Origin of the sequence: Streptomyces sp. NPDC001980, assembly GCF_040296885.1 — a bacterium.
Lineage (GTDB): Bacteria > Actinomycetota > Actinomycetes > Streptomycetales > Streptomycetaceae > Streptomyces.
This window is the reverse complement of the sequence record NZ_JBEOYD010000014.1, coordinates 54,619-78,641: the sequence shown is the minus strand read 5'-3', so window position 1 is coordinate 78,641 and position 24,023 is coordinate 54,619. Positions and strand designations below refer to the sequence as shown.

24 protein-coding genes and 1 pseudogene are annotated in these 24,023 nt (G+C 71.7%); 17 read left to right on the top strand and 8 right to left on the bottom strand.

The features are described from left to right. The first annotated feature begins 103 nt into the window (after positions 1-103). From ABT137_RS22435 to ABT137_RS22400, 8 genes and pseudogenes are all read left to right on the top strand, one after another. Positions 104-187, top strand: coding sequence for a putative leader peptide (locus ABT137_RS22435; RefSeq protein WP_350760414.1), 84 nt, complete (start codon positions 104-106; stop codon positions 185-187). A 142-nt stretch (positions 188-329) separates the two neighbouring features. Next, positions 330-1,517, top strand: a pseudogene (gene sfnG, locus ABT137_RS22430) (dimethylsulfone monooxygenase SfnG). 57 nt (positions 1,518-1,574) lie between these two features. After that, positions 1,575-2,132: an NADPH-dependent FMN reductase gene (gene ssuE / locus ABT137_RS22425; RefSeq protein ID WP_351711510.1), complete on the top strand. Its 558-nt coding sequence runs from the start codon at positions 1,575-1,577 to the stop codon at positions 2,130-2,132. Between the two features lie 4 nt (positions 2,133-2,136). Next, on the top strand, positions 2,137-3,321 hold the full coding sequence (locus ABT137_RS22420; protein ID WP_351711508.1) for an SfnB family sulfur acquisition oxidoreductase: 1,185 nt from the start codon (positions 2,137-2,139) through the stop codon (positions 3,319-3,321). Positions 3,322-3,352: 31 nt separating this feature from the next. Continuing rightward, positions 3,353-4,495, top strand: a complete 1,143-nt coding sequence (locus ABT137_RS22415) for an LLM class flavin-dependent oxidoreductase (protein ID WP_351711506.1) — start codon at positions 3,353-3,355, stop codon at positions 4,493-4,495. Positions 4,496-4,798: 303 nt separating this feature from the next. Further along, on the top strand, positions 4,799-5,422 hold the full coding sequence (locus ABT137_RS22410; protein WP_351711504.1) for a DUF6230 family protein: 624 nt from the start codon (positions 4,799-4,801) through the stop codon (positions 5,420-5,422). Between the two features lie 88 nt (positions 5,423-5,510). Continuing rightward, a complete protein-coding gene (locus ABT137_RS22405) occupies positions 5,511-6,011 on the top strand; it encodes a DUF6114 domain-containing protein (protein ID WP_351711502.1) in 501 nt (166 codons plus the stop codon). A 37-nt stretch (positions 6,012-6,048) separates the two neighbouring features. Continuing rightward, complete coding sequence (locus ABT137_RS22400; protein ID WP_351711500.1) at positions 6,049-6,654, top strand: hypothetical protein; 606 nt, start codon at positions 6,049-6,051, stop codon at positions 6,652-6,654. Positions 6,655-6,677: 23 nt separating this feature from the next. Here ABT137_RS22400 and ABT137_RS22395 read toward each other — a convergent pair whose 3' ends face one another. Then, a complete protein-coding gene (locus ABT137_RS22395) occupies positions 6,678-7,160 on the bottom strand; it encodes a MarR family winged helix-turn-helix transcriptional regulator (protein WP_351711498.1) in 483 nt (160 codons plus the stop codon). 163 nt (positions 7,161-7,323) lie between these two features. On the opposite strand from ABT137_RS22395, the gene ABT137_RS22390 reads away from it, so the two are divergent. Continuing rightward, on the top strand, positions 7,324-7,950 hold the full coding sequence (locus tag ABT137_RS22390; RefSeq protein WP_351711496.1) for an isochorismatase family protein: 627 nt from the start codon (positions 7,324-7,326) through the stop codon (positions 7,948-7,950). Positions 7,951-8,069: 119 nt separating this feature from the next. On the opposite strand, the gene ABT137_RS22385 is transcribed toward ABT137_RS22390, so the two are convergent. Beyond that, a complete protein-coding gene (locus ABT137_RS22385) occupies positions 8,070-8,963 on the bottom strand; it encodes a 3-hydroxyacyl-CoA dehydrogenase (protein WP_351711494.1) in 894 nt (297 codons plus the stop codon). Then, positions 8,963-9,955: a 3-hydroxyacyl-CoA dehydrogenase NAD-binding domain-containing protein gene (locus tag ABT137_RS22380; RefSeq protein WP_351711492.1), complete on the bottom strand. Its 993-nt coding sequence runs from the start codon at positions 9,953-9,955 to the stop codon at positions 8,963-8,965. Before ABT137_RS22380 ends, ABT137_RS22385 begins: the two co-directional genes overlap by 1 nt. 477 nt (positions 9,956-10,432) lie before the next feature. Here ABT137_RS22380 and ABT137_RS22375 point away from each other — a divergent pair, with 477 nt between their 5' ends. The 3 genes from ABT137_RS22375 (at position 10,433) to ABT137_RS22365 (ending at position 13,861) form a co-directional block, all read left to right on the top strand. Continuing rightward, on the top strand, positions 10,433-11,710 hold the full coding sequence (locus tag ABT137_RS22375; protein WP_351711490.1) for an acyl-CoA dehydrogenase family protein: 1,278 nt from the start codon (positions 10,433-10,435) through the stop codon (positions 11,708-11,710). An 82-nt stretch (positions 11,711-11,792) separates the two neighbouring features. Beyond that, positions 11,793-13,010, top strand: coding sequence for a CaiB/BaiF CoA transferase family protein (locus tag ABT137_RS22370; RefSeq protein ID WP_351711488.1), 1,218 nt, complete (start codon positions 11,793-11,795; stop codon positions 13,008-13,010). Between the two features lie 71 nt (positions 13,011-13,081). Next, the gene (locus tag ABT137_RS22365; protein ID WP_351711486.1) at positions 13,082-13,861 is read left to right on the top strand and encodes a crotonase/enoyl-CoA hydratase family protein; all 780 of its coding nucleotides are present in this window, start codon (positions 13,082-13,084) and stop codon (positions 13,859-13,861) included. A gap of 15 nt (positions 13,862-13,876) precedes the next feature. Here the strand turns inward: ABT137_RS22365 and ABT137_RS22360 are convergent, their stop codons facing one another. Continuing rightward, positions 13,877-15,139, bottom strand: a complete 1,263-nt coding sequence (locus tag ABT137_RS22360) for a PucR family transcriptional regulator (RefSeq protein WP_351711484.1) — start codon at positions 15,137-15,139, stop codon at positions 13,877-13,879. A 172-nt stretch (positions 15,140-15,311) separates the two neighbouring features. Here ABT137_RS22360 and ABT137_RS22355 point away from each other — a divergent pair, with 172 nt between their 5' ends. Further along, positions 15,312-16,802 (top strand): long-chain-fatty-acid--CoA ligase, encoded by a 1,491-nt coding sequence (locus ABT137_RS22355; protein WP_351711481.1) that lies wholly within the window; start codon positions 15,312-15,314, stop codon positions 16,800-16,802. 58 nt (positions 16,803-16,860) lie between these two features. On the opposite strand, the gene ABT137_RS22350 is transcribed toward ABT137_RS22355, so the two are convergent. Genes ABT137_RS22350 through ABT137_RS22340 form a run of 3 tightly spaced genes read right to left on the bottom strand, consistent with a single transcriptional unit; the run spans position 16,861 to position 19,615 of the window. Next, on the bottom strand, positions 16,861-17,445 hold the full coding sequence (locus ABT137_RS22350; protein WP_351711479.1) for a hypothetical protein: 585 nt from the start codon (positions 17,443-17,445) through the stop codon (positions 16,861-16,863). Continuing rightward, positions 17,442-18,926 (bottom strand): sensor histidine kinase, encoded by a 1,485-nt coding sequence (locus ABT137_RS22345; protein WP_351711477.1) that lies wholly within the window; start codon positions 18,924-18,926, stop codon positions 17,442-17,444. Before ABT137_RS22345 ends, ABT137_RS22350 begins: the two co-directional genes overlap by 4 nt. Then, positions 18,923-19,615: a response regulator gene (locus ABT137_RS22340; protein WP_351711475.1), complete on the bottom strand. Its 693-nt coding sequence runs from the start codon at positions 19,613-19,615 to the stop codon at positions 18,923-18,925. Before ABT137_RS22340 ends, ABT137_RS22345 begins: the two co-directional genes overlap by 4 nt. Before the next feature lie 251 nt (positions 19,616-19,866). Here ABT137_RS22340 and ABT137_RS22335 point away from each other — a divergent pair, with 251 nt between their 5' ends. Together ABT137_RS22335 and ABT137_RS22330 are read left to right on the top strand one after the other, a co-directional pair. After that, positions 19,867-20,646, top strand: a complete 780-nt coding sequence (locus ABT137_RS22335) for a DUF3152 domain-containing protein (RefSeq protein ID WP_502984567.1) — start codon at positions 19,867-19,869, stop codon at positions 20,644-20,646. Between the two features lie 72 nt (positions 20,647-20,718). Beyond that, entirely contained in the window at positions 20,719-21,216 is a 498-nt protein-coding gene (locus ABT137_RS22330) for a MarR family winged helix-turn-helix transcriptional regulator (RefSeq protein ID WP_351711471.1), read from the top strand. A 74-nt stretch (positions 21,217-21,290) separates the two neighbouring features. On the opposite strand, the gene ABT137_RS22325 is transcribed toward ABT137_RS22330, so the two are convergent. Further along, positions 21,291-21,749, bottom strand: coding sequence for a MarR family winged helix-turn-helix transcriptional regulator (locus tag ABT137_RS22325; RefSeq protein ID WP_351711469.1), 459 nt, complete (start codon positions 21,747-21,749; stop codon positions 21,291-21,293). A gap of 113 nt (positions 21,750-21,862) precedes the next feature. On the opposite strand from ABT137_RS22325, the gene ABT137_RS22320 reads away from it, so the two are divergent. Together ABT137_RS22320 and ABT137_RS22315 are read left to right on the top strand one after the other, a co-directional pair. Then, positions 21,863-22,462, top strand: a complete 600-nt coding sequence (locus ABT137_RS22320; RefSeq protein ID WP_351711467.1) for a non-oxidative hydroxyarylic acid decarboxylases subunit B — start codon at positions 21,863-21,865, stop codon at positions 22,460-22,462. After that, on the top strand, positions 22,462-24,021 hold the full coding sequence (locus ABT137_RS22315; RefSeq protein ID WP_351711465.1) for a UbiD family decarboxylase: 1,560 nt from the start codon (positions 22,462-22,464) through the stop codon (positions 24,019-24,021). The genes ABT137_RS22320 and ABT137_RS22315 overlap by 1 nt, the downstream gene beginning before the upstream one ends. Positions 24,022-24,023: the final 2 nt, after the last annotated feature.

Here is a 24,023-nt window from a genome sequence, read left to right as displayed (position 1 = left end):
AAGGGTTTCCCTGTCACACGTTCGTGAAATTCAATGGTCCGCGATACGAGACCGGTCGGGTTTTCCTTGACGGCCCTCGGCGCGGACTGCGACCATCGACGGCATGAAGATGCGACTGGACCTCACGCGGCGACGCCACGTCGACCTCGCGCGCGTCTCCAGCGCCTCCTGTTGCGCCGCGGCCTGATCACCCCACCAAGATCCGCCGCGTGCTCCCCCTCTTCTTTTTCCACCTGAATTTTCCCGCCTGAATTCACCGTGCCCACCCGCGCGCCGCGCGGCCGGCGCTGAATTCCGGCGCGCCCGAAAACTCGCAACAGGAGTTCCGCATGCCCGCCGCGCCCGTGAAATTCGCCTACTGGGTTCCCAACGTCAGCGGAGGACTCGTCACCAGCACGATCGAGCAGCGCACCGACTGGGGATACGACTACAACCGCGAACTCGCCGTCCTCGCCGAGAACAACGGCTTCGAGTACGCGCTCAGCCCAGGTCCGCTACCTGGCCAGCTACGGCGCCTAGTTCCAGCACGAGTCGACCAGCTTCAGCCTCGCCCTGCTGCTCGCCACCGAGCGCCTGAAGGTGATCGCCGCGGTCCACCCCGGTCTGTGGCACCCCGGTGTCCTCGCCAAGCTCGGCGCCACCGCCGACCACCTCTCGAACGGCCGGTTCGCCGTGAACGTCGTCTCCGGCTGGTTCAAGGGGGAGTTCACCGCGCTCGGCGAGCACTGGCTGGAGCACGACGAACTCCCCCAGTTCTCGGCTTCGCTCGAACCGGGGGGACCCCCATCCGCCGCGCCGAGGAGTTCATCCGCGCGCTGCGCCAGATCTGGACCGAGGACCACACCGAACTCGCCGGTGACTTCTACCGGTTGCGGGACTTCTCCCTCAAGCCCAAGCCGTTGAACACCCCCGAGCGCCCGCACCCCGAGATCTTCCAGGGCGGCAACTCCACCGCCGCCCGCGCCATGGCGGGCCGCGTCTCCGACTGGTACTTCTCCAACGGCAAGGACTTCGACGGCGTCGTCGAGCAGATCGACGACGTTCGCAAGTCCGCCGTCGAAGCGGGGCGTGCGGCACCGAAGTTCGGCCTCAACGGCTTCCTCATCGCCCGCGACACCGAGGCCGAGGCCCGTGACACCCTCCGCGAGATCATCGCCAAGGCCGACAGCGGGGCCGTCGAGGGCTTCGGCGCCGCCGTCAAGCAGGCCGGGCAGTCCGCCGCCGACGGCAAGGGCATGTGGCAGGACTCCACCTTCGAGGACCTCGTCCAGTACAACGACGGCTTCCGCACCGGCCTCATCGGCACCCCGGAACAGATCGCCTGGGGGTCCCTCCCGGCCGAAGGCTGGGGGAGCATCGTCGCCTACAAGAAGCTCGGCGTCGACCTCTTCCTGCTCGGCTTCCTGCACTACCACGAGGAGGTCGAGTACTTCGGCAGGCGCGTGCTGCCCCTGGTCCGCGAACTGGAGGCCCAGCTCCCGGACTCCGAGCCCGAGTCCGCCCGGGCCCACGCCTGACCCTCCCCCTCGACGAGGCGTTCCGCGCCGCCCCGGCCACCAGAAAGAGGCAGCTCCATGGCCACCGTCCTGTCCGTCTCCGGCAGTCCCTCCGCCTCCTCCCGCACCGGCCGCCTGCTGCGCCACCTGGACCAGCGGCTGACCGCCCAGGGCCACGAGGTCGTCCCGCTCGACGTCCGCACCATCCCCGCCGAGGCCCTGCTCGGCGCCGACTTCCGGCACCCGGCGATCGTCGAGGCGACCGAGCTGTTCGCCCGCGCCGACGGGGTCGTGGTCGGCACCCCGGTCTACAAGGCCTCGTACTCCGGCGTCCTCAAGGCCCTGCTCGACCTGCTCCCGCAGTACGCGCTCACCGGCAAGACCGTGCTGCCGCTGGCCACCGGCGGCTCCGTCGCGCACGTCCTCGCCATCGACTACGCGCTGCGCCCGGTCCTCAACTCCATGGGTGCCGCCCACATAGTCCAGGGCTGGTTCACCCTCGACAAGGACATCACCGTGGGGGAGGACGGCACCCTGACCCTCGCACCGGCCGCCGCCGAGGCCCTCGTCCCGATCGTCGACCAGTTCTCGGCCGCGCTCCTCGGCCGCATGCCCGTCCTGGCCGCGGCGAGCTGAACCGATGACCGCCCACGTCATCGCCGACGCCACCGAGGCCCTCGCCGTGGCAACGGCCCTGGCCGAGGAGTTCCGGGCCGGGGCCGCCGAACGGGACGCCGAACGCCGCCTGCCCCGGGCCGAGCTGGACCGGCTGTCGGCCTCGGGCCTGCTGGGCGTCACCGTGCCCGCCGAGCACGGCGGCGCCGACGTCGACGCCCTGACGCTCGCGGAGATCTTCCGGCTCCTCGGCTCGGCCGACGGCAGCCTCGCGCAGATCCCGCAGAGCCACTTCGCGTACGTGAACGTGATGCGTCGTCAGGGCACCGAGGAACAGCGAAAGTTCTTCTTCGCGGAGCTGCTCGCCGGCAGCCGCTTCGGCAACGCCCAGTCCGAGGCGGGGACGAAGCACGTCCAGGACATCCGGACCCGCCTGGCACGCCAGGGCGACGGCAGCCATCGGCTGACGGGAGTCAAGCACTACTCCACCGGCGCGCTCTTCGCCGACTGGATCCCGGTCCTGGCCCGCACCGAGGACGACAACCTGCACGTGGCGTACGTCCCCAGGGATGCGCCCGGCCTCACCGTCGTCGACGACTGGGACGGCATGGGGCAGCGCACGACCGCCAGCGGGACCGTCCGGCTGGACGGCGTGGCGGTGCCCGCCGACCGCGTGCTGCCGCACCACCTGACCTTCCAGGGACCTCAACTCCACGGAGCCGTCGCTCAGTTGCTGCACGCCGCCATCGACGTGGGGATCGCCGGGGGCGCGCTGGCCGAGGCGGCGGAGTTCGTACGGACCAGGAGCCGGCCCTGGTTCGAGAGCGGGGTCGAGTCCGCCGCCGAGGACCCGCTGCTGATCCAGCGGTTCGGTGAACTCGCCGTGCAGGTACGGGCGTCCGAGGCCCTGCTGCGGGAGGCCGCCCGCGCGGTCGACGCGGCCGGCGCCGACCTCACCGACACGTCGGCCGCCGAGGCGTCCGTCGCCGTTGCCGCCGCGAAGGTGCAGGCGGCCGGGGCGGCCGTGACCGTCGCCGGGGCGCTCTTCGAGGTGTCCGGGACCCGCTCGGCCCTCAACTCCCTGAATCTGCACCGGCATTGGCGGGACGCCCGGACCCACACCCTGCACGATCCGACCCGCTGGAAGATCCAGCACATCGGCCGCTACGTCCTCAACGGCACCCTGCCGCCCCGCCACGGCCTCCTGTGACCCCAGGCCCCCTTTTCGATCGGAGACCCCCGTGCCCCTCACCTTCCACTGGTTCCTGCCCACCAACGGGGACAGCCGGCACGTCGTCGGCGGCGGTCATGGCACCCCGGCGACGGCCTCCGGACGGGACCGGCCGCCGACGGTCGCCTATCTGAGCCAGATCGCCAGGGCCGCGGAGGACCTCGGCTTCGTGGGTGCGCTCACCCCGACCGGCGCCTGGTGCGAGGACGCGTGGCTGACCACGGCGATGGTCAGCCAGCACACCGAGCGGCTGAAGTTCCTGGTCGCCTTCCGGCCGGGGTTCGTCTCGCCGACGCTCGCCGCGCAGATGGCGTCCACCTTCCAGCGGCAGACCGGCGGACGGCTGCTGCTCAACGTGGTGACCGGGGGAGAGAGTCACGAGCAGCGGGCCTACGGGGACTTCCTCGACAAGGACGCCCGGTACCGCCGCACCGGTGAGTTCCTGGAGGTCGTAAGGGGGTTGTGGGAGGGCAAGGCGGTCGATCTGGACGGGGAGCACCTGCGGGTCGAGGACGCCAGGCTGGCCCGGGTGCCGGAGCCGGTGCCCGAGGTGTACTTCGGGGGGTCCTCGCCGGTCGCGGGCGAGGTCGCGGCCCGGTACGTCGACGTGTACCTGACCTGGGGGGAGCCGCCGGCCCAGGTCGCCGAGAAGATCGCCTGGATCCGGGGGCTCGCCGCGGCACAGGGGCGCACCCTGCGGTTCGGGATCCGGCTGCACGTCATCACCCGGGATACGTCCGAGCAGGCGTGGGCCGAGGCGGGCCGGCTGCTGGACGGGTTCGACCCGGAGACCGTGCGGTCGGTGCAGTCGGGGCTCGCCCGCAGCGAGTCCGAGGGGCAGCGGCGGATGCTGGCGCTGCACGGCGGCCGCCGGGACGCGCTGGAGATCCACCCCAACCTCTGGGCGGGCATCGGCCTGGTCCGGGGCGGTGCCGGGACCGCCCTGGTCGGCTCCCACGACGAGGTCGCCGAGCGGATCAAGGAGTATGCGGCGCTGGGCATCGAGGAGTTCGTGCTTTCCGGGTATCCGCATCTGGAGGAGGCGTACTGGTTCGGGGAGGGGGTGCTGCCCCGGCTGGCCGCGGAGGGCGTGTGGCGGCACCCCGCGGGGACCGGTGAAGTGCCGTCGGCGCAGGTGCCGTTCGCCTCCTGAGGGCTCCGGTCGACCGGGGCGAGGTTCGTGACCCGGTCGTCGGGGTGGCAGCCCGGCAGCCGGTGGGCGCGGGGCCCGCGGCTGAACAGGGGTCTTCGCGGCGGATGCCGAGCTCCGTGCTCCGCCGGCTGCAACAGGGACCTCGTCGCCCGAAGAGAGCAGCAGAACTTGCGTCACTCGTCCGGCTGGCCTGGCGTGCAGTCGGTCGGCGTAGCCGGGAGCCTAGGATCCAACATCGGACAAAAGGTGCATCTGCCGCCTTGTCGGCATGGGCGGGTCCACCTCACGACCGAAGGAGACGGGATGTCGCACCGCGCCGGACGAACCCGCTGGAGACGCTTCGCGGTGGTCCTGGTGCCCGGCGTCGCCGCCTGCGCGACCGTGGGCGTCGCCATGGCACAGGGAGTGCTCGCCGCCTCGTTCTTCATCTCCGGCCAGAAGTTCCAGCTGTCCGCCGACACCCTGACCGCCCGTGGTTTCAGCCTCTACGGCATGGTCGACGTGACGAGGAAACACGAACTCGTCCCCGTCGTGGTCTCCGGTTTCCGGCATGCCACGATCACCTCGCTGTGCCAGTCCGTCGTCGTCGACGTCCCGGTGCTCGGCACGCAGACTCTGCGGCTCACCGGCGGTTCCGGCCGGCCGGTCGAGACTTCGAACTTCTTCATCGACGCGACGACGGAGTCGGTCGGCGAGGCGAATTTCAACGGCCTCGACATCGGCGTTGCCTCGGGAGCCCTCACCAAGGGCCCGGTCAGGTCCGGAGACCGGAACTCGCAGTTCTTCGATCCCGACGGCGTCGCCCAGCAGGCGGTGTCGACCACCCTGAACGACGTGCGGGTGACCGCGGTCGCCGTCTCCGCGGGCACGATCAGCGTTCCGGGCCTGAGCGTGCGGCTCCGGCAGGGCGACCACGCATGCTTCTGACTCCGGTGGCCGCCGCGCGCGGGGGCCGCACGCCCGGGACCCGACTCCTCCGCCCGGGACCAGGACCCCACTCATCAGGACAGGACGCGTGATCACCAACCCATTCGCCGGAGGACGTGAACTGCTCGCCAGGGCGCCGGAGTTCCGGCGCAGGTTCCGCACCTGGCGTGGTGAACGTCCCTTCTGGGCCGGGCTGTTCACCTTCGCCGCCGGTCTGCCCATCCTCTACTGGCCCTACGCGAACCTGAGTCTGGGCGGGATTCCGCTCGCTCTGTCGACCACCTCCGGCGCCGGGTCCCTGCTGATCGGAACCCTGCTCCCGGCCCTGGGCATCGCGCTCTGCTGCCGCCCCCATCTCCGGGTGTTCGCCGGGATCGCCACCCTCCTGCTCGCCATCGTCTCCTTCCCCGTCGCGAACTTCGGCGGTCTCTTCCTCGGTGTGGCCTTCGGCCTGGTCGGCGGTTCCCTGGCCTGTGCCTGGCTGCCGCCCCCGGCCGACGAGCCGTCGACGGCGCCGGACGGCCGGCCGACCGCGTCGGGTGCGGGCGCTGCGACGGCTGTGACGGGGGAGAGGTGCAGTGACACCTGACCCGCGCACCGGTAAGCCCGGCCCTGTGCTCGGTCGTGTGGCCCGGCCCCTCGCGGGTGCGCTGGCCGTGGTCGGCGTGGCCGTGCTCCTGCGCCTCGACGTGCCGCACGTGCCCGGCGGCGTTGCCGGCGCACGGCTCGGTTCGTCGCCCCCGGTCCGCCCCGCGAAGGGCCCCTGTGTGCTCCGTGCCGACCGGCTCGTACTCCGCGGTGCGCGGTTCCGCGGGGTGGTCTCGGTGCGCACCGGCGCCGGGAGCGTCCGGGCCCTGAAGTTCACCGTACGGTCGCTGGACGCCGTCAACCTCGATCTGACCGCGGGCCGGGGCCGCGCGGCGATGCGCCTGCGGGCGAGGCCCGCGACCACCGCGACGCTCAAGGGACAGGGGGCCGGCGGGGTGGCGACCCTCTACGTCCGCAAACTGACCGGCAGGGTCACGGGCCTCGGCGGCAGCCCGCTCCCCGCGGACCGCACCGTCTCCGTCACCCCCGACGCCGTACCCCGCTGGCTCTCGCATCCGGCCACCCGCACCCGCACCATCACGCTCGTCACGGCGACCGCCTCCCAGCTCACCCAGTTCGGCGGCCGGCTGTCCATCAGGGGCCCGCAACTGCGGACGACGGCGCGGGTCCCGCGCGGTGCGTGACGCCGGGCGGGGGTCGGGTGGGTTCAGGTGTCCTGGCCGGGTCCCGTCGGCCGGCCTTCGGGTGGAGGCTCGTGCCGGAGTTCCGCCACGCTGCGCAGCGCCGCCTTGAAGGTGGCGTACTCCTGCTCGCCCAGTGCCTTCGCGTGGCCTTCCTCGATCGAGCGCATGATGGCGGCGGCTGCCGCCATCTGCAGCAGGCCGCGCTCGGTCGGGCAGATCAGTTTGGCGCGGCGGTCCGCGGGGTCGGGTCTGCGTTCGACGTAGCCCAGGCGTTCCAGGTCGTCGATGAGGGTGCCGATGACCTGCTTGTGCTGGCCGGAGGCGCGGGCGAGTTCGCTGGCGCGGATGCCGTCGGCGCGCAGGTGGGCGAGGACGGCGCCGGTGCGGGGCGCGATGTCGTCGAAGCCCTGCTCGGCGAGTGCCGTGAACAGCTCGCGCTGTACCGACGTGAGGATCCGGGCGGCGAGCACGCCGAGGTCCGGTTGCGCGGTCTGGTGCCCGGTCAACGCCTCTCCTCTCCCGGAGGTCGCCCAGCGCGTGCTGGATCACCGCCCGATTTTAGGGCCCTGCCCGTCGGCCCGGTGTTGCCCCGTGGGCAACTAGTCACTAATATTGACTATCAAGTTTAGTGACCAATGAACCGTGGTCCGACGACGAAGGAGCGGAACGATGAGTGAGCGCAGCAAGATCCTCGAGCCGGTCACCCGGGACAACGCCGCCGTGGTGCTGGTCGACCACCAGGTGGGCCTGCTGTCGGGCGTTCGGGACATCGCGGTCGGCGAGCTGAAGCACAACGTGGTGGCCCTGGCGCGGGCGGCGGCCGTGCTGGGGATCCCGGTGATCGCCACCACCACCGCGGCCGACAGCATGTGGGGGCCGACCACCCCCGAGCTGGTCGAGGCCCTGCCGGCCGGACAGAAGATCATCGACCGCAGCACGGTCAACGCCTGGCACGACGACCGCGTCCGCGAGGCCGTGGAGGCCACCGGCCGACGGAAGCTGATCTTCGCCGGGGTGTCGCTGGAGGTGTGCGCCGCCCTGCCCGCGATCTCGGCGACGGCCGCCGGGTACGACGCCTACGTCGCCGTCGACGCCTCCGGCACCTTCAGCCAGGCCAAGCGCGAGGCGGGACTGCTGCGCATGCAGCAGGCGGGCGTCGTCGTCAGTGACTACGCCACCCTCATGGTCGAGGCACTGGCCGACAACGCCCTGCCCGAGGCCGGGGCCTGCTACGCCGCACTCGACATGCCGTTCGCCGTTCTGGTCGGCCAGATCTCGGCGGCCTACCGGGCCTGAGTGCTTCGCTGGTCAGGCCGTTCGTCCACCGCGGGCCGGTGGGGGCTGGTCGCGCAGTTCCCCGCGCCCCTTACGGGGCGCTGCCGAACGGCCTCGTGGAGCGCCTTGCGGAAGTGGTGTCACGCTGCTTGCAGCACGGCGTGGGCGATGCCCGTGAGGTTGCCCTGTGCGACGAGGATCTCCCGGCGGTCCGATCCGTCGAGGCCGGCCGCGTAGACGGATCCGCCCAGGTCGGTCGCGTACATGCGGCCACCGTCCGGGTCGAGGGCGATGCCGATGCCCTCCATGAGGTGGGTCACGAGGATCTCGGACGTCCACCGGCCGTCCGGCGGGTCCAGCCGGGCCCGGTTGACGCTGTTGCCCCTCGGCGGGTCCCCGCGGTCCGTCCAGTACAACGCCCTGGCCTTGAGGTCGATTTCGAGGTCGATCGGTTCCGGCAGTCCCTCGAACAGCACCTCGACGTCGTCGCGCCGGTCCGGTGTCTGCCCGGCGGGCAGGGCGATGCCGGCCCGCAGGATCCTGCCGAGTCCCGCGTCGCTCGGACCCTTCTGGGACCAGTACAGGTGTCCGCCGACGGGGTCGACGGCGACACCCACGCACCATCTGGTCTCGTCCCGGCCGTCGTCCTCACCCTCGCCGGTCTGCACGAGCGTCTCGACGTGGGAGCCGTCGAGGTCGCAGCGCATCACGCGCATGCCCTCGCGGTCGCCCCAGTACAGCTTCCGGTCGGCTGTTTCGAGGTGGAGTTGCTTCGGCGTGTGCGTGGCGCCCTCGGGGACGATCGTCGTCCGGTTGCCGCCGGCCAGGTCCACGCGCTCGACGGAGCCGTCGTTCTCCGTCGGGACGCCCATGTTCGTCCAGTAGACGTGCCCGGCGCCGACGTCGACGGCGACGCCGTCGGGGATCCGGCACCCGGTGACCAGGACCGTCTTGTCCGAGCCGTCGGGGTGCACCGAGAACAGGCGGCCACCGCCGCTCGCCTCCAGCACGAACAGTCGCTCCCGGCCTCCCATCACGGTCCCTCCTTCGCGTCCGGCCCGGTCCCGGCCTCGGCCGGCGGCCCGGACGGGTCGTGCTGCGCGCGCACGGCCAGCAGGGCCGCGAGCATGGCGTCACGGCCGGCGGACAGTTCGTCCACCGAGTGGCCGTCCGCCTCCTTGAGGACACCGCTCACGATGGTGTCCCTGAGCTCGGGCGTGAACTCGGGGGTGCCCAGCTGTGCCCAGGACTCGACCATGCGCGGCATCAGGGTGTCCATGAAGTGCTGGATGCCGCCCTCGCCGCCGCCCAGGTGCCACAGCAGGGACGGGCCCATGACGCCCCAGCGCAGCCCCGGCCCCCAGGACACCGCGTCGTCGGAGTCGGCCACGTCGAGCACGCCCTCCTGGACCAGGTACACGACCTCGCGGTACAGCGCGGCCTGGATGCGGTTGGCGACGTGCCCGGGGAGCTCCTTCTTCAGGTGGATCGGTTTCTTGCCGATCGCGGCGTAGAACGACATGGCGTCCCGGACCGTCTCCGGGGCGGTCCTCGCGCCGCCGACGACCTCCACCAGGGGGACGACGTGCGGCGGGTTGAAGGGGTGGCCGATGACCGTCCGCTCCGGATGCCGGCAGTCGGCCTGGATGACGCTCATCGTGATGCCCGACGAACTCGACGCGATGATCGAGTCCGGTGGTGTGGCGTCGTCGAGGTCGGCGAACAGCTTGACCTTGAGCTCCGGCCGTTCGGGCGCGTTCTCCTGGACGAAGTCGGCGTCCGCGACGGCCTGCCGCAGGTCCGGGGTGAAACCGAGGCGGTCGGGTGAGGCGCCGGGGGCGAGCCCGATCGCGGCGGCCGCGTCCCAGGCGCCTGCCACGTACGACCGCAGGGCCGTTTCCGCGGTGGGCGCGGGGTCGGTCGCCGTGACGTCGAAGCCACGGACGAGATAGTGCGTCGCCCAACTGGCACCGATGGTGCCGGTCCCGACGATCGCCACGCGGTGGACGGGCCTGTGCGATGTCATGGCTGATCACTGCTCCTGATCGTTGGCCACGGGGTGTGGAGGTGCTGTGCGGCGGCCACGGGACCACCCTCGGCCCGGGGGCAGGCCGGCGCATCGGGCTGCGCGCCCAGGATTCGGGCGGGTTCTTGGTCCCGCGGTACAGGGGCCTTCGGCCGGCGGTCCCCGGCGGTCCCCGGCGGCGCGCGGGTGCCGTGCGTACGGCCCGGTGCGGGGCCGACTTCTCCGGCGGGACCGCGTGTTCGCCGTCGCGTCCGCGCGCCGCGCCGGGCCGTGGGAACGAACGCCGAGGCCTCTCCCGGACGGACAACGGGCCCGAACCGCGAAGCATCCCGGGGGCAGAAGCTCTCTGGACTAATTGGTATAAGAGCACCAAATCGCTCGGCAATCTGGTGTTCCGCGCCCAGTGGCTGTGCCGCCGCCGCCTCCTAGCGTCGTTCGCACCGACCCCATCGGATTCCCGACCGGAAGGAACGGCAGATGAAGACGGCACACGGCGCGGCAGCCGATCAGGGCCACGCTCCCGCGAGCCCCAACGGCAACTCGTCCGGGGTGGAGCCGCCCGTTCTGGGCGGATCGGAGTTCTCCGACTACTTCCTTCTGGACAACCTGCTCACCGACGAGCAACGGGCCCTGAAGAAGAAGGTCCGCGAGTTCATGGACCAGGAGGTCATCCCAGTCATCAACCCGTACTGGGAGCGGGCGGAGTTCCCCTTCGAGCTGGTGCCCAAGCTGGCGCAGCTGGACATCGCGGGCTTCCAGATCGCCGGGTACGGCTGCCCGGGGATGAGCAACGTGACCGCGGGCCTGGTGATCCTCGAACTGGCCCGGGGTGATCTGAGCATGTCGACCATGATGGGGGTCCACTCGGCCCTGGCCATGATGTCGGTCGCGCTGCTGGGCTCGGAGGAGCAGAAGCAGCGCTTCCTGCCGCCGATGGCGCGCATGGAGAAGCTCGGCGCCTTCGGTCTGACCGAGCCCACGCACGGCTCGGACGTGGTCAAGCTGGAGACGACCGCGCACCGCGACGGCGACTCGTACGTCATCAACGGCCACAAGAGGTGGATCGGCAACGCGACCTTCGCCGACTACACGATCATCTGGGCCCGGGGCGACGACGGGCATGTGGGCGGCTATGTGGTCGAGAAGGGCACGCCCGGGTTCGACGCCCAGGTCATCAAGGGCAAGACGGCACTGCGCTGTGTCCAGAACGCGCAGATCTCCCTCACCGACGTCCGGGTGCCGGCCGCGAACCGGCTGGCCAACGTCCACACCTTCCGCGACACCGAGAAGGTCCTGCTCGCCTCCCGCTTCTGCGTTGCCTGGGAGTCGATCGGGGCCGCGATCGCGGGCTACGAGACGGCCCTGGCCTACGCCAAGCAGCGCAGGCAGTTCGGGATGCCGCTGGCCGCCTTCCAGCTCATCCAGTACCGGCTCTCCCGGATGCTCGCGGACATCACCGACATGCTCTGCATGCAGCACCGGCTGAGCCAGCTCCTGGACGAGGGCGAGTACTCGATGCCCCGGGTCGCGCTGGCCAAGATGCACTACACCGACCGGGCCCGGGCCATCCTCGCCGACGCCCGGGACATGCTCGGCGGAAACGGGATCCTGCTCGACTACCACGTGGCACGGCACCTGTGCGACATCGAGGCGATCGACACCTACGAGGGCACCGACACCGTGCAGGCGCTGATCGTCGGCCGTGACATCACCGGCTACAACGCCTTCGTGCCGGTGGCGCCCAGCCACCACTGACCCGGCGCGTGCCGCGGCGCCCCGTCACGGCGGGTCATCCTCTCGGGCGCCGCGCGCGGCCCATCGAGGACAAGGAGTCGTCATGAGCAACACGCCCCTCCTGGAGGGACTGCACGTCGTCGATCTCGCGAGCTTCATCGCCGGGCCCGCCGCGGCCACCATCCTCGGCGACTTCGGTGCCGACGTCGTCAAGGTGGAACCCCCGGGCGCCGGCGACGCCTACCGCTCGCTCAGCCGCATGCCACCGAACCCCCGCGTCGAGGGGGTCAACTACCCCTGGCAGCTGGACAACCGCAACAAACGCAGCATCGCGCTCAACCTGAAGGCACCCGACGCCCGGGCCGTGGTCGAACGCCTCGTCGCCTGGGCGGACGTCCTGGTGACCAACTTCCCGCCGCACACCCGAGCGAAGCTCGGCCTGGAGTACGACGACCTGGCTCCCCTCAACGCCCGGCTGATCTACGCCGACGTGACCGGCTTCGGCGAGGAGGGCCCGGACGCGCACCTGCCCGGGTTCGACGTGACCGCGTTCTGGGCCCGCAGCGGCCTCATGGACATCACCCGCCAGCACGACGCGCCTCCGGCGATCAACGCGTTCGGATCGGGCGACCATCCGACGGCGATCAGCCTGTTCGCCGGGATCATGACCGCCCTGTACCGGCGGGAGCGGACCGGCGAGGGCGCCCGCGTCACCGCCTCGCTGGTCGCCGAGGGCGCCTGGGCGGCCGGCATGTGGCTGCAGGCCGTACTGGTGGGCGGGAAGGCCCCCCGCCCGATCGACAGGACCGACCCGCCGAACGCGCTCGCCAACGCCTACCGCACCGCGGACGACCGCTGGCTGCTGCTGGCCTTCGCCAACGAGGACAAGCAGGTCCCCCTCTTCCTCCAGGCGATCGGCCACCCCGAGGCCGCCGAGAACCCGCACTACGCCGACTCGCAGAGCCGCCGCGCCCACGCCGGCGAAATCGCCGGCGTGCTGGACAAGACGTTCGCGGCCCGTCCGCTTTCCGAGTGGCGGCAGGTGTTCGACGCCGCGGGCCTCACCTACGGAGTCGCGCAGACGATCGAGGAGTTCGCCCACGACCCCCAGCTCGTGGCCAACGGGATCCTCGTGCCGATCGACGACGGCAGCGCGGAGCCGCACCTGACGATCGACAGCCCCGTGCGACTCGACCAGGAGCCCAAGGTCCGCCCGCGCCCGGCCCCCGACCTGGGCGAACACACCGACTCCGTGCTGCACGAGCTCGGCTACGACGCCACCGGGATCGAGGAGTTGCGCAAGGCCCGGGCCGTCGCCTGAAACCGTAGCCCGGCAGCGCGCAGCGCGAGGGAAGCCGGGCGGAAGATCCGGGGGAAGAAGGGAAACACGCCATGACCACGGCCACGAACGCACCGACCGTACGGACCGAGGAGATCGACGGCATCTTCGTGATCACGATCGACCGGCCCATGGCCCGCAACGCCATCGACGGCGCCACCGCACGCGCCCTCGCCGCCGCCCTCGACCAGCTGGAGGCCCGCGACGACCTCAGGGTCGGCATCCTCACCGGGGCCGGCGGCGTCTTCAGCGCGGGCATGGACCTCAAGGCCTTCGCGGCCGGCGACAGGCCCATCGTCGGCGGGCGGGGCTTCGCGGGGATCACCCGCGCCCGGATCAGGACCCCGCTCATCGCCGCCGTCGAGGGATATGCGCTGGGTGGCGGCACCGAGATGGCGCTCGCCTGCGACATGATCGTGGCCGCCCGGAACGCCACCTTCGGCCAGACCGAGGTCCGCTTCGGCATCGTGCCGCCCGAGGGCGGCATGGTGCGCCTGCCCGAGCGCATTCCGCACAACATCGCGCTGGAACTGCTGCTCACCGGCGAGACCCTGCCGGCGGAGCGTGCCGAGCGCTTCGGGCTGGTCAACGAGCTGACGGAACCGGGCCAGGCGCTGCCGCGGGCCCTCGAACTGGCCAGCAGCATCGCGCTCAACGCGCCGCTGGCCGTGGAGGCCGTGAAGCGTGTCCTCAACGAGCGGCGGGCCTTCAGCGACGCGGACGCCTTCGCCGACCAGGACCTCATCGCCGATCCGGTGCTGGCGTCCCAGGACGCGCAGGAGGGCGCCCACGCCTTCGCGGAGCGGCGCCAGCCGCACTGGGAAGGCCGCTGACACGAGCCGGGCCGTTCATTCGGTATGCGTGCGCAGCAGCGTGGAGCCGAGGTACTGGACGGCACGCAGTGCGATCTCCAGATCGGTGTGTTCCTTCTGGATCGGGTGCCCCATGATCTCCTCGGCTTTGCGGATGCGGTACTGCACGGTGTTCTTGTGCAGGATCTGGGCGCTCGCGGTGGCGGTGTAGCTGCAGCCGTTGTCCAGGAAGATCTGGGCGGTCTCCCGGAGGCGGGCGCTGTTCTCGTCGTCGACGGCCAGCGGACCGAGGATGCCCCACACCCAGGAGCGTATGTCGTCGACGTTCGTCGCCATCAGGGCAATGGGAGCCACGGCGGAGAACTGGGTGAACCGGTGCACCGGATCGGCCACCGCCGCGAGTTCCTGCACACGCAGTGCCTGCCGGTGGGTGGCGCGGAAACCCTCGACGTCGTGGCCGACGTCCCCGGCGCACACGTGGACGGAAGGATCGCTGCGCTCCACCACCGCCGCCACCTTGTCCCAGGAGACGTCGCCGTCCGGGCCCAGCGGCAGCCAGACCCAGGACACGATCGCGTCCCGGGGGACGAACAGCGGTCGGGCGGAGCAGCCGAGCCGCTGGGCGATCTCGTCGGTGATCCGGTGCAGTCGGGAGAGCCCCTCGCCCCCGTCCGTAGGTGTGGGCAGCCAGGCCACCAGTCCGAGATGGTGCTGCCGGAGCCGGTAACCGAGGGCCGGTTCGACCCGGTTGAGGTCGACGTCGGTCGCGGCGAGGACGTCACGTACCCGGGCGGCGCGCGCCGCGGTCTGGCTGAGCAGCCAGTTGTCGCGTTCGTGCTGGTAGACCGCGATGACATGCTCGGTGACCCGGTCGATGTAGCCGAAGCTCGCGTGCAGCATGCGCCGGTTGGTCGCGACGGCCAGGTCCTCGGCGGCGTTCTGCCGGTTGAGCTCGTCCAGACACCACTGCAGGAAACGCCAGTGCCCGATCCGGTAGGCCCTGATCAGCGCGCTCAGGGGAATTCCCCGCTGTGCGAGTCTCCTCGCGTATTCGAGGGCCGCGGCGGGCCCTTCGACCTTCTCCAGGGGAATATCGTTCTCGAAAACGTGCAGCAGCGTGTCGGCGTTCTCCGTGATACTCGCCCGCATGATCTTGACGATGGTCGCGTCGCCCCTGAGCTCCGGTATCTCGGCAAGGACGTAGTCCCCGATGTCGCGGCCGACCTCCGGAAGATGCGACCCTACGTTCTCCGCGACCACGGACAGTTGTTTTGCGGCTTCTGGGTGCTCCGCAACCATGCCTCAAAGCTAACCGCAGAATGGTCCAACGGCACCAATTCGGGCCCCGGGGTCGTATTGCGGGCCCAGTGATTTCCCTGCGTTCCGCGCCTAGCCTCTGCTCATTCGAGTCCTTGGGAAGTGCTCGGACGTGCTTGGAAGTGCTCGAGAAGTGCTTGAGTAGGGATGCGACATGAATCTCGCCCACCACGTGCCCGACAGCGCCCGGACGCATCCGGACCGCCCCGCGCTCCGCCTCCAGGACACCACCGTCTCCTATCGCGCGCTCGACCGGGCCAGCGCCCGCATGGCCGGACTGCTCCGCGACCGTGGTGTGAAGCCCGGCGACCGGGTCGCGCTCATGCTGCCCAACGTCCCCGAGTTCGCCGTCGTCTATTACGGCGTACTCCGGGCCGGCGGCATCGTCGTCCCGATGAACCCCCTGCTCAAGTCCCGTGAGGTTCTCTACTACCTCGGCGACTCCGGGGCCCGGTCCCTGTTCGCCTGGCACGACTTCGCCGACGAGGCGATCGCCGGTGCGCGGCAGGTGGACGCGGAGGCGACCGTCGTCCGTCCCGGCGCCCTCGACGAACTGCTCGAATCGGCCTCGCCCCTCGGTGAACTGACGGACCGTCAGGACGACGACACCGCGGTGATCCTCTACACCTCGGGGACGACCGGACAGCCGAAGGGCGCCGAACTGACCCACGCCAACCTGGCCCGGAACTGCGACATCGCGGCCGGCGGGCTGTTCCGGCTCACCGCCGACGACGTCATCTTCGGCGGACTGCCCCTGTTCCACGCCTTCGGGCAGACCTGCACCCTCAACGCCGCCGTGGCCTCCGGCGCGTGCCTCACCCTGCTCCCGCGCTTCGACGCCGCGCAGGCCCTCGGAATCCTCGACGCACACGGCGTGACCGTCTTCGCCGGGGTGCCGACGGTGTACAGCAGGCTCGTACGGCAGCCCGGCAAGGAGGGGTACGACACCTCCCGGCTGCGCGTGTGCCTCGCCGGCGGCGCCGAGCTGCCCGTCCAGGTGCTGTACGACTTCCAGGCCGCGTTCGGCTGCGTCGTGCTCGAAGGCTACGGACTGTCGGAGACCTCGCCCGTCGTCTCGGTCAACACCGAGCAGGCCGGGCCCAGGCCCGGCTCGGTCGGTACCCCGATCCCGGGGGTGCGGGTGCGGGTGGTCGACAACGGGAGGGAGGTACCGCAGGGGGAGACGGGGGAGATCGCGGTCCGCGGGCACAACGTCATGAAGGGGTACTGGCAGCGCCCCGAGGAGACCGCCGCCACGATCCGGGACGGCTGGCTGTACACCGGGGACCTCGGACGGGTGGACCGGGACGGGTACCTCTGGATCGTCGGCCGGAAGAAGGACGTGATCATCCGGGGCGGCTACAACGTGTACCCCCGTGAGATCGAGGACGTGCTCTACGAGCACCCGGCCGTCGCCGACGCCGCGGTCGTCGGGATTCCCGACCCCGACCTGGGCGAGGAGGTCGGAGCGGCGGTCGTGCTCCGGCCGGGGGCGCGGACGACGGCCGAGGAACTGCGTGCGTACGTCAAGGGCCAGGTCGCCGCCTACAAGTACCCGCGGAAGGTGTGGATCGCGGACTCCCTGCCCAAGGGACCCACCGGCAAGATCCTCAAGAGGGAGATCGTGCCGCCGGCCGGGCGATGAGACGGGTGTCGGACGCAACAGGTACCAGAGGCGGACGGGTGTCGGACGTGGACGGGTGTCAGATGCCGGGACACCTCGTTGCGGCTCCCTCGAAGCTCCGGCCGTCCGGGAGCGTGACCGTCACCGGCTCGGGTTCGGCGCCGGGGTCGGCGACGCGCTGTGCCGCGTCGGCCGTGCAGGCGATCTGGGCGGCCGCGAGGCCGGGATCGCCCGGCTCGCCCGCCGCGGCCGACAGCCGGACGGAGATCCGGTGGTCGCTCGCCGTCACCTTCACGAGGTCGGCCCCGGACGGCGCCGCCGGTACGACGGTGGCACCGCCGTACGCCGGGACGGCCGGGACCGCGGTCGGCAGGCCCGTGGGCAGGGGCAGCCGCGTGGTCACTCCCTTGCTCAGCTCCACGTCGGCCGGGCCCTGGAGCAGATCCCGCACCGCCGACTCGACGTCGCCCGGCGCGTCGGTCGGGCGCCGGACGGCGATCAGGGCACCGTCCCGCACGAAGTACAGCCGCGCTGTCGCCACGACGCCGACGGCGGGACCGCCCGCCTGCACCACACCGGTCGTGGGGATGCCGCAGGAGGCCAGGACGCACACCGCCGCGGGAACCAGGAGCGCGAGGCGGGCCCGGCGCCGGAAGGTCGTCACCGGTCCTCCCGGGGCGGCTCGTCGGCCGGCAGGGGCAGCCATACGGTGAAGACGGCGCCGCCCTCGGGCCGGTTCGCGGCGCGGACCGTGCCGCCGTGCACCCGGACGTTCTCCGCGGTGATCGCGAGGCCCAGGCCGCTGCCCTCGGTGCGGGTGCGGGCTGCGTCCGACTTGTAGAACCGCTCGAAGACAAGCGGCAGCACGTCGTCGGGGATGCCGGGTCCGCTGTCCAGCACCTCGATCACCGCGAGCCGTGCCCCGCCGGACTCTCCGCCGTCGTACAGGCGCAGGGCGACGGGCCGGGCGCCGTGCCGCAGCGCGTTGCCCACCAGGTTGGCCACGACGACGTCGAGGCGGCGCGGGTCGACGCGGCCGCGCAGGGTGCCGGGCGGCGGCAGGTCGCAGTCCACCAGGCCGGTCCAGGCGCGGGCGCCGAGGGTGCGCCGCAGGGACTCGGCGAGGTCGATCTCGTCCAGGTGCAGCACCGCGGCGCCCGCGTCGAAACGGGAGATCTCCATCAGGTCGTCCACCAGTCTGGCCAGCTTCACGGTCTCCTCGCTGATCAGGCGGACGGCGGTGGCGGTGTCCGGGTCCAGGCCGGCGGCGTCCTCGTCGAGGACGTCGGTGACGGCGGACATGGCGGCGAGGGGCGTGCGCAGTTCGTGCGACACGTCCGCGGCGAACCGGCGGGCCCGGGCCTCCATGCCGCGCAGCTCGGCCACGGACTTCTCCAGCGCGGCGGCCGTCTCGTTGAACGTGTGGGAGAGATCGGCGAGTTCGTCGGATCCGTCGACGGCGAGCCGGGTGTCCAGGTGGCCCTCGGCGATGCTGCGGGTGGCGCGGCGCAGTGCCCGTACCGGGCGCAGCACCCCGCGGGCGGCGAGCAGCGCCAGCAGCACGGCGAGCGTCAGCGCGGGCACGGCGGCACGTTCGGCGGCGGTGACCAGGGCGTCGACGTAGGCGCGTTCCGTGGTCTGCGGCACGGTGAGGAAGACATGCACACCGGAGGTGTACACGCCCTGCGCGGGCGCCTCGGCGAAGGTGACCGACATGCCGACGACGAGTGCGGTGCGGTCGCCGACGGCCACCCGCTGGAAGACGGTGGCCATGCTGGAGCCGACGGCCTCGCGGACGGCCGGGGTCAGCTCCGGGAAGCGGTCGCCGGAGGCCGAGGTGGCGCTCAGGCGGCCGTAGGTGACCAGCACCCGCCAGGTCCCGGAGGGCTCCGAGCGAGCCACGTCCGCCGCGAAGCCCGCCAGTGCGGCCTGGTCCGGCGGGAAGGCGAGGTCCGGGGCGAGGCGCCCGACCTGGGTGCGCAGCTGCTGGATCACGGCGTCCTGGCTCTGCTGGAGCACGCCGGTACGGGCCTCGCGGAAGGTCAGGGCGCCGGTGGTGGCGGCGGTGACGGCGGCGACCAGCGTGAAGGCGAGCACCAGACGGATCCGCAGACCGCGCAGCTGCGGGAGGCGCGGGCGCCTCACCGGGCCGCGAAGCGGTAGCCGAAGCCGCGCACGGTCTGGATGAAGCGGGGCTCGCGCGGCGGCTCGCCCATCTTGGCGCGCAGCCGCCGCACGCAGGCGTCCACCAGCCGCGCGTCCCCGTGGTAGCTGTGCTCCCAGACGGCTTCGAGGAGCTGCTGCCGGCTGAACACCTGACCGGGCGAGGCGGACAGGGTGAGCAGCAGCCGGAGTTCGGACGGAGCGAGCGGGACCGTCACCCCGTCGCGGGCGACCGAGAGCCCGGCCCGGTCGACGGACAGGTCCCCGTAGGTGTCGATCTTCGGTATGCCGCCCTCGGCGGGCGGGCCGCCCGCCCGGCGCAGCACCGCGCGGATGCGGGCCTCCAGAACCCGCGCCTGCACGGGCTTGACCACGTAGTCGTCGGCGCCCGCCTCCAGGCCCACCACGATGTCCTCGTCGTCGCCGCGCGCGGTCGCCATGACGATCGGCAGGGTCTGGTCGAGGCCGCGGATCCGGCGGCACACGTCGAGTCCGGGCATCCCGGGCAGCATGAGGTCCAGCACCACGACGTCCGGACGGAAGGACCGCACCCGTTCCAGCCCGTCCTCCCCGGTCGCGACGGCGGCGAGCTCGTGCCCCTGGCGGCGCAGGGCGAGGGCCACCCCCTCCCGGACGGCACGGTCGTCTTCGATCAGCAGAACGCGTGGCATGCGCTCAGTATCCGCATGAGATCCGCACAGCTGTCCGTTTGTTACGGGATGATCACATAAACCCCGGGACCCCTCGCTCGTTATCTTTTCGTTATCGCTTGCGCCAGGTCCGATCACATTCCGATCACAGCCTGACGGTCATGACCACGCGCACAGCACGTTCGTCCCGTGGCCGTCGCCGCGGCGGCCCCTCCCGTGCCTTCCATCGTGGGAGGAAGAGGAGGGGGCCGGTCCTGGGGGCCGTGGCCGCGCTGGCGGTTCTCGGGGCCGCCGGGTTCGCGGCCGTCGGCGGGGGTTCGTCCGGTACCGGAGCAACCCATGCCGGCGACAAGGGTCGGTCCACCGAGCGGGCCCGGTCCGGACGCGTCGGCGCCACCGGCCCGGCGCACGGCTCCCGGTCCCCGTCGCCCGGTCCGGCCGCCACCTCCGCCTCCCCGAGCCGCAGCACCTCGCCCACACCGGAGATCCCGGCCACCGGACCGGGCACGTTCGTCACCGCACCGGGCGGCAGCACCAGGGTCGGCTCCGGCACGCTCCTGCGCTACCGGGTCGACGTCGAGAACGGCATCGACCTCGCCACGGCGGATGTCGCCCGGCAGGTCGAGCGCATCCTGGCCGACCCGCGCGGCTGGACCGCCGACGGCCGCTCGGCGTTCCAGCGGGTGTCCAGCGGCCCGACCGACTTCGTCGTCCGGGTCGCGACGCCCGGGACGGTGGACAAGATCTGCGGGGAGTACGGGCTGGACACCGGGGGCGAGGTCAACTGCGACGTGGCCGCGCAGGTCATGGTGAACCTCAAGCGCTGGCTGCTCGCGACCCCCGTCTACGCCCACCGCGTCAAGGACTACCGGGCGCTGATCATCAACCACGAGGTCGGCCATTTCCTCGGCCACGGGCACGTCGGCTGCCCCGGTCCCGGGCAGCCGGCCCCCGTGATGATGCAGCAGATCAAGGGCATGCACGGTTGCCTGCCCAACGTCTGGCCGTACGACGCGAAGGGCCGGTACCTGACCGGACCGGCCGTGTCCTGACCCGGCCGTACCCGCCATGGGCGCCCTCGTCGCCGGGACGTGAAGGCTCAAGTGAGCTGATACGCTCCCGAAGTGACCACCCCTGACCGGCCCCGACCGGACGACGAGCACGCCGACCTGTGGCTCACGCCGGCCGAACTGGCCTCCTGGATGTCGGTGGTACGGCTCATCACCCGGCTGCCCTGGGCCCTCGACGCCCAGTTGCAGCGGGACGCCGATCTCAGCATGGTCGAGTACATGGCCCTGGCGATGCTCTCCGAGGCCCCCGGCCGGACCCTGCGGATGAGTACGCTGGCCGAGGTCGTCAACTCCTCGCTGTCCCGCCTTTCGCACCTCATGAAGCGGCTGGAGAAGCGCGGCTACGTCCGGCGCGAACCGGACCCCGAGGACGGGCGTTTCACCAACGCCGTCCTCCTGCCCGACGGTATGGCCAAGCTGGAGTCGGCCGCGCCCGGCCACGCGGCGAACGTCCGGCACCTCGTCGTGGACAACCTGACCGCCGAGCGCCTTCGCCGGCTCGGCCAGGACGCCGAGCGCATCCTCCAGCGCATCGACTCGCCCGTGCGCTGAGCGCGGGCGCCGAGTGCGGGCGCTGACCAGGGGCGCTGGCTACGGGCGCCGAGTGCGGCGCGATGACTTGAGAGTTAACGCGACGGCGCCTCCTGCTCGCGCCCCCCGTCGCCGAGTTCCTTGAGCAGCAGGGTCAGGGTCGCGAGGCGCTCCGGGCCGAGCAGGTCCTCGATCCAGCGGCTGGTCTCCCGCGCCTGCTCGCGGCCCAGCGCCGCGCGTTCCCGCCCGGCGGGAGTCAGGGCGATCAGCTGCCGGCGGCGGTTGTCCGGATCCGTGTTCTTGGTGATCAGGCCGCGCGAAAGGAGCCGGTCGAGCAGGGGAGTGAGCGTCGACCGGTCGACCGCGGCGAGGGCGCCGAGGGTCTTCTGGTCGAGGCTGCCGCGTTCGTCCAGGATCTGAACCACGGCGAACTGGGGCGGAGTCAGGTCACCGCTGCGCAGCTGCCACGAGGCGTTCACCGCCTGCGAGGCCCGGCGCAGCTGGTGGGCCATGCCGTCCTCCAGCATTCCGTCGTATCGCGCTCCGCTCGTCATGGAGACAGGTTACCTCCGTGCACTGTCATTCCGTACACGGATCGTTTGCCATTGCAAGGCTGGTGCCCTAGATTGATCCGTGTACGGACTTACCGTGTACGGAAGGTGCTCCCATGCCGCGAAGAGTGATCCTCGGGATGACCGGGGCGACCGGCGCCGTCTTCGGCGTCGAACTGCTGCGCCGGCTGCGGGAGCAGCCGGACGTGGAGACCCATCTCGTGCTGTCCCAGTGGGCCAGAGCGACAATCCATCTGGAGACCGGCCACTCGGTGCGCGAGGTCACCGACCTGGCGGACGTGACGTACGCGTGGAACGACCAGGGAGCGGCGATATCGTCCGGCTCGTTCCCGGTCGACGGCATGATCATCGCGCCGTGCAGCATGAAGACCCTCGCCGGGATCCGCACCGGATACGCCGACGGCCTCATCCCGCGCGCCGCCGACGTCACGCTGAAGGAGCGGCGCCCCCTGGTCCTGATGCCCAGGGAGACCCCGCTCAGCGAGATCCATCTGGAGAACATGCTGGCGCTCTCCCGGATGGGAGCGCGGATCGTGCCGCCGATGCCGGCCTTCTACAACCGTCCGCAGACCATCGACGAACTCGTCGGGCACATCGCCGTCCGCGTGCTGGACCAGATCGGCATCCAGGTGCCGTCGGCACAGCGCTGGGACGGAATGCCCCGCTCGTCCGAACCGAAAGGCGCAACCAGCTGATGACCGACACCCCTGACTTCCGGAACCGTGACGTCGGTACCCATGACGTCGGCACCCGTGACCTCGGTACCCGTGACTTCCGGTCCTACCTCGCCGCGCTCGAAGAGCTGGGCGACCTCCAGCGCGTCTCCCGGGTGATCGACCCCGACCTGGAGGCGTCCGCCGTCACCCGGCGCTCCACCGAGAACGGCCGCCCCGCCCCGTTCTTCGAGCACCTCAAGGGGGTCGAAGAGGGCTTCCGCATGGTCGGCGCCCCCGGCGCCCTGTCCAGCATCCCCGGGCATCCGCTGGCCCGGATCTCCCTCTCGCTCGGCCTGCCCCACACGACGACCGCCGCCGAACTGGTCGAACGGCTCGCCCGGGCCGGCACCGGGGAACTGCTGCCCCCGCGGCGGGTGCCGAGCGCCGGCGCGCCCTGCAAGCAGCACGTGCTGACCGGCGAGGACGCCCGCCTCGACCGGTTCCCGATCCCGGTCGTCCACCAGGGCGACGGCGGTCCCTACGTCAACACCTGGGGCGTGGTCGTCGCCAGGACGCCCGACGGCCGGTGGACCAACTGGGCCATCTCCCGGATCATGCAGATCGACGACCGCCACATGACCGGACTGGTGCTGCCGGGCCAGCACCTCGGCATGATCTGGCGCGAGTGGGAGGCCATCGGCGAACCGATGCCGTACGCGCTCTTCCAGGGCGGTGACCCGGGGGCCGCCGTCGTCGGCGGCATGACCGTGCCGACCGAGGTCGACGAGGGCGCGTATCTCGGGGCGGTGCTCGGCAGGCCGGTCGACGTGGTGACGTGCGAGACGAACGACCTGGAGGTGCCGGCCTCCGCCGAGGTCGTCATCGAGGGTCACCTGTCCGCGAACCGCGACGCCGTGGAAGGACCGTTCGCCGAGTTCCACGGCTGGGCGCTGCCCGAGACCTCGCCGCAGCCGCTCTTCAGTATCGAGGCGATCACCTACCGGGACGACCCGATCTGGCCGCTCGCCCCCGCCGGACGGCCCGTCGACGACTCGCACGTAGCACCCGCCGCCGGCATCTCCGCCGAGGTCGTCGCGGAGCTGCGCAAGGCCGGGCTGCCCGTCACCACCGCCTGGCTGCCGCTGCGCGCCGCCTGCTTCTGGACGGTGATCACGGTGCCGTCGAACTGGCGCGACCTGCTGCCCGCCATGGACACCGCGCGCTTCGTGCACCACATCGGCGAGGTTCTGAACGGCACCCGGGTCGGCCGGCTCTCCCCGGTCGTCTACGTCCTCGACGACGACGTCGACCCGGCGAACGACTCCGACCTGCTGTGGGCACTGGCCACCCGGGTCCATCCGTCGCTGCGCCAGGAGCAGTGGCACGGGCCGATCATGCCGTGGTACCCGTGCTTCACCGAGGAGGAACTGCACAGCGGCTGGGGAGCCGTCGTCGTCCATGACGCGCTGCTCCCGGCGGAGGGCCACGGACGCGCCCCGCAGGCCACCTTCGAGGGCGTCTTCCCCGCGGACCTGCGCGCCAGGGTCCTCGCCGCCGAGGCCGGGACGCCGGAGGCCGGGGCCGCCCCCGGCGCCTGACG

What these genes read in the sequence shown, in the direction of transcription:
- ABT137_RS22435 (WP_350760414.1), top strand. Translation starts at nt 104, where the DNA reads ATGAAGATGCGACTGGACCTCACGCGGCGACGCCACGTCGACCTCGCG.
- ssuE (WP_351711510.1), top strand. Translation starts at nt 1,575, where the DNA reads ATGGCCACCGTCCTGTCCGTCTCCGGCAGTCCCTCCGCCTCCTCCCGC.
- ABT137_RS22420 (WP_351711508.1), top strand. Translation starts at nt 2,137, where the DNA reads ATGACCGCCCACGTCATCGCCGACGCCACCGAGGCCCTCGCCGTGGCA.
- ABT137_RS22410 (WP_351711504.1), top strand. Translation starts at nt 4,799, where the DNA reads ATGTCGCACCGCGCCGGACGAACCCGCTGGAGACGCTTCGCGGTGGTC.
- ABT137_RS22390 (WP_351711496.1), top strand. Translation starts at nt 7,324, where the DNA reads ATGAGTGAGCGCAGCAAGATCCTCGAGCCGGTCACCCGGGACAACGCC.
- ABT137_RS22385 (WP_351711494.1), bottom strand. Translation starts at nt 8,963, where the DNA reads ATGGGAGGCCGGGAGCGACTGTTCGTGCTGGAGGCGAGCGGCGGTGGC.
- ABT137_RS22380 (WP_351711492.1), bottom strand. Translation starts at nt 9,955, where the DNA reads ATGACATCGCACAGGCCCGTCCACCGCGTGGCGATCGTCGGGACCGGC.
- ABT137_RS22375 (WP_351711490.1), top strand. Translation starts at nt 10,433, where the DNA reads ATGAAGACGGCACACGGCGCGGCAGCCGATCAGGGCCACGCTCCCGCG.
- ABT137_RS22370 (WP_351711488.1), top strand. Translation starts at nt 11,793, where the DNA reads ATGAGCAACACGCCCCTCCTGGAGGGACTGCACGTCGTCGATCTCGCG.
- ABT137_RS22365 (WP_351711486.1), top strand. Translation starts at nt 13,082, where the DNA reads ATGACCACGGCCACGAACGCACCGACCGTACGGACCGAGGAGATCGAC.
- ABT137_RS22360 (WP_351711484.1), bottom strand. Translation starts at nt 15,139, where the DNA reads ATGGTTGCGGAGCACCCAGAAGCCGCAAAACAACTGTCCGTGGTCGCG.
- ABT137_RS22355 (WP_351711481.1), top strand. Translation starts at nt 15,312, where the DNA reads ATGAATCTCGCCCACCACGTGCCCGACAGCGCCCGGACGCATCCGGAC.
- ABT137_RS22340 (WP_351711475.1), bottom strand. Translation starts at nt 19,615, where the DNA reads ATGCCACGCGTTCTGCTGATCGAAGACGACCGTGCCGTCCGGGAGGGG.
- ABT137_RS22325 (WP_351711469.1), bottom strand. Translation starts at nt 21,749, where the DNA reads ATGACGAGCGGAGCGCGATACGACGGAATGCTGGAGGACGGCATGGCC.
- ABT137_RS22320 (WP_351711467.1), top strand. Translation starts at nt 21,863, where the DNA reads ATGCCGCGAAGAGTGATCCTCGGGATGACCGGGGCGACCGGCGCCGTC.
- ABT137_RS22315 (WP_351711465.1), top strand. Translation starts at nt 22,462, where the DNA reads ATGACCGACACCCCTGACTTCCGGAACCGTGACGTCGGTACCCATGAC.